This window comes from Candidatus Infernicultor aquiphilus (genome assembly GCF_002784285.1).
Taxonomy (GTDB): Bacteria; Atribacterota; Phoenicimicrobiia; order Phoenicimicrobiales; family Phoenicimicrobiaceae; genus Infernicultor; species Infernicultor aquiphilus.
Map to the genome: position 1 here is coordinate 1 of NZ_PFKO01000344.1, position 5,034 is coordinate 5,034.

Consider the following 5,034-nt stretch of genomic DNA (forward strand, 5'->3'; position numbering starts at 1 on the left):
TTCAAGGGGAAAAATTCCCCTTGAATATCTTATAATATGTATTTAAATATTTACTAAAATGGGGGAGGTAATAACAGCTATGTGAAAAATCTGGAGTAAATTGCTCAAATTAAGTAGTTGGGAGGTAAGAGATTAAAATAAATTAAACCATATTATTTTAATTAGTAGTTTTAATATTGCAATTAACAGGTGTTTATTGTAATAAGCTAATACAGATGCGAAGTGCAATAAATTATAAAAATAAAACTAAAAAGGCGGTGTGTTAAGTGGAAATTACAGATGTTAGACTAAGAAGGATAGAGACAGAAGGAAAATTAAGGGCCTATGTATCAATTACCTTTGATGATTCTTTTGTAGTACATGATTTACGAGTTATTGATGGCACTAAGGGTATGTTTGTGGCAATGCCCAGTAAGAGACTTCCTAATGGAGATCATAAGGATATTGCTCATCCTATAAATACCGAGATTAGAGAAAAAATACAGAATGCTGTTTTAGAAGTTTATCAAAAAGAAGTAGAAGAGGCTCCCCAAAAAAAAGAAGTGGAGACTGAAGTAACTGAAGTAGAAGAAAAAGTAGAAGATACTGAAAATAAAGAAGAAGATCAATTCTAAATAAGTAAAAAGACTAAAAAATCTCGGTTTGGGGTGTAGCCAAGTGGTAAGGCACGGGAATTTGGATCCCGCATTCGAAGGTTCGAACCCTTCCACCCCAGCCATATAACTCAGTTATTCATTAGTCAGCCAGTTATCCGGTTTGCCGGTAAGTTTTGTAATGTGTAATATGTGACAAGTAACCTGTGATAAGTACCTGTTTTTATAATTTGGGAAATTTATCTTATTACTCATTACATATTACTTGTTACTGTATTTTAGCGAGATACGATTCACGAGATACGAGATACGAAATTGGGGGTATGATTATGAAAGAAACTGCCGTGGTGATTATGGCAGCAGGTAAAGGCAAGAGGATGAAATCTGATCTGCCTAAAGTCCTTCATAATCTTGCCGGGAAACCAATTTTAAATTATGTATTGGATACGATTAATCATTTTGAAGTAAAAAGAAAGATAATAATCGTAGGTTATAAGAGCGAGAAGATAAGAGAATTGATTGGCGATAAGATAGAGTATGCAGAACAGAAAGAACAGTTAGGAACAGCCCATGCAGTTTTACAAACTAAAGAATTATTGTCTGATTTTAAAGGAAATGTGCTGATTCTATCCGGTGATGTCCCCTTTTTAACGGTTAAAATTTTAAAAAGGCTCTTGAAATATCACCAGAGTAATAATTTTTGTTGCACCTTAATTTCTGCTATTTTAAAAAACCCTCAGGGTTATGGTAGAATTATTAGAGATAAAGAAGGTAAGATGGAAGGAATTATCGAAGAGGTAGACTTGCCCGTAGACAAAAAGCTAATAACTGAAATAAATACCGGAATTTATTGTTTTGACAAGGAGAAACTATTTCAAGCTTTAGAAAAAATTGTTCCTGAGAATAAACAAGGGGAATATTATCTAACTGATCTAGTAAAGATATTATTAAAGGAAGGATTAGAGGTAGGCAGTATAATAGCAAAAGATAATTCAGAAATATTAGGGATAAATACTCAATTAGATTTGGCCAATGCTTCAAAAAAGGTTTATCAAAGAATGATTCAAAAATTAATGTTTCAAGGGGTAAGTATAATTGATCCTAACAGTACTTTTATAGAACCGGGAGTTAAAATCGGTCAGGATACCATTATTTATCCTTTTACTATTATTGAAAAAGGTACTAAAATTGGGAAAAGTTGTCTTATTGGACCTTACTCTCATCTAATTGATGCTAATATAGGGAATGGAGTTAAAATTTGGGCTTCAATAATAGAAGGTAGTACGGTTAAAGAAAGAGTAAATATTGGTCCTTATGCTCACTTACGTCCAGAAACTATCGTAAAAAAAGGAGCAAAGATAGGAAATTTTGTAGAATTAAAAAAAACTATCTTAGGTGAGGGTAGTAAAGCTTCTCATTTAACCTATTTAGGAGATGCGGTAATTGGTAAACAAGTGAATATTGGAGCAGGTACTATTACTTGTAATTATAATGGACAAAAAAAGAATAAAACGGTCATAGAAGAAGGAGTATTTATCGGAAGCAATAACTCTTTAGTGGCACCAGTGAAATTAGGAAAAGGTTCTTATACCGGAGCTGGCTCAACTATTACCGAGGATGTACCCCCAGATAGCCTGGCTATTGCCCGCTCTAAACAAAGAAATATTAAAGGATGGAGCAAGAGAAGAAAACGAACATAAAATAAAATTTCAAATAGGGAAATTTAAAGAGAGGGAGATAATAGAAATTTGTTATCTTATGACCAAAGAACATTAAAGATATTTGCTGGGAATTCCAATAAAAATTTAGCGGAAGAAATAGGTAGGTATTTAAATATGTCTTTAGGTCAGGCAGATGTTTCTAGATTCCCTGATGGCGAAATTAAAGTTAAGATCGAGGAAAGTGTAAGAGGGGAAGATGTTTTTATAATCCAATCTACCTGTCCACCAGCTAATGAATATCTAATGGAATTATTAATTATGATAGATGCTCTAAGAAGAGCTTCAGCAGGAAGGATTACTGCAGTTATACCCTATTATGGTTACGCTCGCCAGGAAAGAAAGACTAAACCCCGTGAGCCAATTACCGCTAAATTAGTTGCTAATTTATTAGTTTCTGCAGGGTCTAATCGGGTAATTACTATGGATTTACATGCCGGGCAAATTCAGGGATTTTTTGATATCCCGGTAGATCAGTTAGAAGGTGTAACCATATTATCGAATTACATTAAAGAAAAAAATTTGGATAAAGTGGTGGTAGTTTCTCCTGATGTAGGGGGGACCGCTAGAGCTAGAGAGTTTTCTGGACGCCTTGCAAAACCTATTGCCATTATTGATAAATATAGATCAGCTTTTGATGAAGTAGAAATAATGCATATTGTAGGAGAAGTAAAGGATAAAACTGCTATTATAGTTGATGATCTTATTGATACAGCTGCTTCAATAATTAGGGGAACCCAGGCATTATTAAATGCTGGGGCAAAAGAAGTATATGTTTGTGCTACCCATGCGGTCTTTGCTGGTCCGGCAAAAGAAAGAATAGAAAAATCTTTGCATGATGGTTTATTTAAAGAAGTAGTAGTTACTAATACCATTCCCATTGACCATAATAAGAGTATACCAGGTATTAAAATTTTATCAGTAGCAGAAATATTTGCGGAAGCAATTAATAGGATTCATAATAATTTATCAGTAAGTACTTTATTTAATTAAATAGAATAATATATAAGTCTATCTTCTTCACGAGATACGATATACAATATACGAAAATGGAGGTTAATAAAATGGAGACATCGAAATTAGAAGTAGAATTAAGAAATGGAACTGGGAAAGAAATTAATAAGAAATTTAGGAGAAAAGGTGATATTCCTGGAATACTATATTCTCCTCATGATAAAGAAAATATACTGTTAAAAGTTAAAAGAGAAAATTTATTAAGATTATTAGCTAGCAAAACACACCAACTCATTGATTTAGAAATAGATGATGGGAATAAAAAAGTTAGCCGATTAGTTGTGATTAAAGACTTTCAGTATAATTCTTTAAAGAAGCAGATAGTTCATGTTGATTTTTATGGAGTAACTCTAAAAGAGAAATTAACCATGGAAATTAATATTGAATTAATAGGCCAACCTATCGGAGCAATAGATGGGGGAATTTTAAATGTGGAATTACGAAAAGTTGAAATAGAATGTTTACCTTCTAAAGTACCAGAGAGTTTAAAAGTAGACTTGAGCAATCTGAAGATAGGAGATAATATTACAGTTGGAGAAATACAGCTTCCTGAAGGAGTTGAAGTATTAACTAAATCAGATAGAATTGTTGCTGCCTTAGTTCCTCCTGCTAAAGAAGAAGAGGTAGTTAAAGAAGTAGTAGAAGGGGAAGCAGTAACCGAAGAAAAAGAAGTAACTAAAGGAGAAGAAAAAGTAGAAGTAAAGACAGAAACTCCTTCTTCTGCACCAAAAAAAGAATCTAAAAAAGAATCTAAAAAAGAATCTAAAAAAGAATAGGATGGCAAAAGGATAGTGAACTTTATTGAAGATGGTAGTTGGTTTGGGTAATCCTGGTTTGCAATATGAATTCAGTCGACACAATATAGGGTTTAGAATAATTGATAACTTAGCTCTAAATATAGAAATAGAATTTAAAAGGGTGAAATCTTATGATTCATTAGTTTCCCGAGGGAAACTAATGAATCATAAATTAATATTGGTAAAACCGCAGACTTATATGAATTTAAGCGGGAAATCAGTAAGCAAGATTGTTTCCTACTACCGGATATCCTTTCCAGATTTATTGATAGTTTATGATGATCTGAATTTAGAATTAGGTCAGATCAGGATCAGGAAAAGAGGGAGTGCTGGCGGTCATAAGGGAGTGGAGTCGATTATTCAATATTTAAATAGTGAAGATATACCTCGTTTAAGAATAGGGATTGGTAAACCTTCAATAAATTCTAATTTTGATTATGCCTCTTATGTCCTTTCTAATTTTAATAATAACGAAAAGGATAAAATAAGTGAAGTAATACAACTATCTACTGAGGCAATAAAGACAGTAATAGAAGATGGCCTTGAAAAAGCGATGAGAAAATACAATAGAAAATTGGAGCTATCTTAATCTAAAATTATTTACTGTAAAAAATATTATTTAAAGCTATTACCTAATTTCTCCTGTGGGCACGATGCATCGTGCCCCTACATTCTAATCCTTCAAATTTCTTCGGTAGAAGTAATTCTTATCTCGTATCTCGTAAAGAAAATAGAAGTCAGAATTCAGAAGTCAGGATCCAGAAGTCAGGAGAAAATGGTAATGAGTGATTGGTAAAGGGTAATAAGTAATGGGTAGGGGCTTGATTTATCAAGCCCGGTAAAAACTTAATAAAGAGATTGCCACGCTCTGATAAATCAGAGCTCGCAATGACTGACGACTAATAGACAGGC

General features: G+C 33.0%; 5 protein-coding genes and 1 tRNA gene. All 6 read left to right on the forward strand.

The genetic code is table 11. From position 1 onward, the window contains the following. The first annotated feature begins 266 nt into the window (after positions 1-266). The 6 genes from spoVG (at position 267) to pth (ending at position 4,711) form a co-directional block, all read left to right on the forward strand. Positions 267-614, forward strand: coding sequence for a septation protein SpoVG (spoVG, locus tag COZ07_RS09700; RefSeq protein WP_406608365.1), 348 nt, complete (start codon positions 267-269; stop codon positions 612-614). 29 nt (positions 615-643) lie between these two features. Then, positions 644-718, forward strand: a tRNA-Gln gene (locus tag COZ07_RS09705). A gap of 204 nt (positions 719-922) precedes the next feature. Continuing rightward, positions 923-2,293, forward strand: a complete 1,371-nt coding sequence (gene glmU, locus COZ07_RS09710; RefSeq protein WP_406608366.1) for a bifunctional N-acetylglucosamine-1-phosphate uridyltransferase/glucosamine-1-phosphate acetyltransferase — start codon at positions 923-925, stop codon at positions 2,291-2,293. 48 nt (positions 2,294-2,341) lie between these two features. After that, the gene (locus tag COZ07_RS09715) at positions 2,342-3,304 is read left to right on the forward strand and encodes a ribose-phosphate pyrophosphokinase (RefSeq protein WP_406608367.1); all 963 of its coding nucleotides are present in this window, start codon (positions 2,342-2,344) and stop codon (positions 3,302-3,304) included. A 71-nt stretch (positions 3,305-3,375) separates the two neighbouring features. Next, on the forward strand, positions 3,376-4,101 hold the full coding sequence (locus COZ07_RS09720) for a 50S ribosomal protein L25/general stress protein Ctc (RefSeq protein WP_406608368.1): 726 nt from the start codon (positions 3,376-3,378) through the stop codon (positions 4,099-4,101). 31 nt (positions 4,102-4,132) lie between these two features. Beyond that, positions 4,133-4,711, forward strand: a complete 579-nt coding sequence (gene pth / locus COZ07_RS09725; RefSeq protein WP_406608376.1) for an aminoacyl-tRNA hydrolase — start codon at positions 4,133-4,135, stop codon at positions 4,709-4,711. The last annotated feature ends 323 nt before the right edge of the window (positions 4,712-5,034 follow it).

Coding starts and splice junctions, on each gene's coding strand:
- pth (WP_406608376.1), top strand. CDS start 4,133: ATGGTAGTTGGTTTGGGTAATCCTGGTTTGCAATATGAATTCAGTCGA.
- glmU (WP_406608366.1), top strand. CDS start 923: ATGAAAGAAACTGCCGTGGTGATTATGGCAGCAGGTAAAGGCAAGAGG.
- COZ07_RS09720 (WP_406608368.1), top strand. CDS start 3,376: ATGGAGACATCGAAATTAGAAGTAGAATTAAGAAATGGAACTGGGAAA.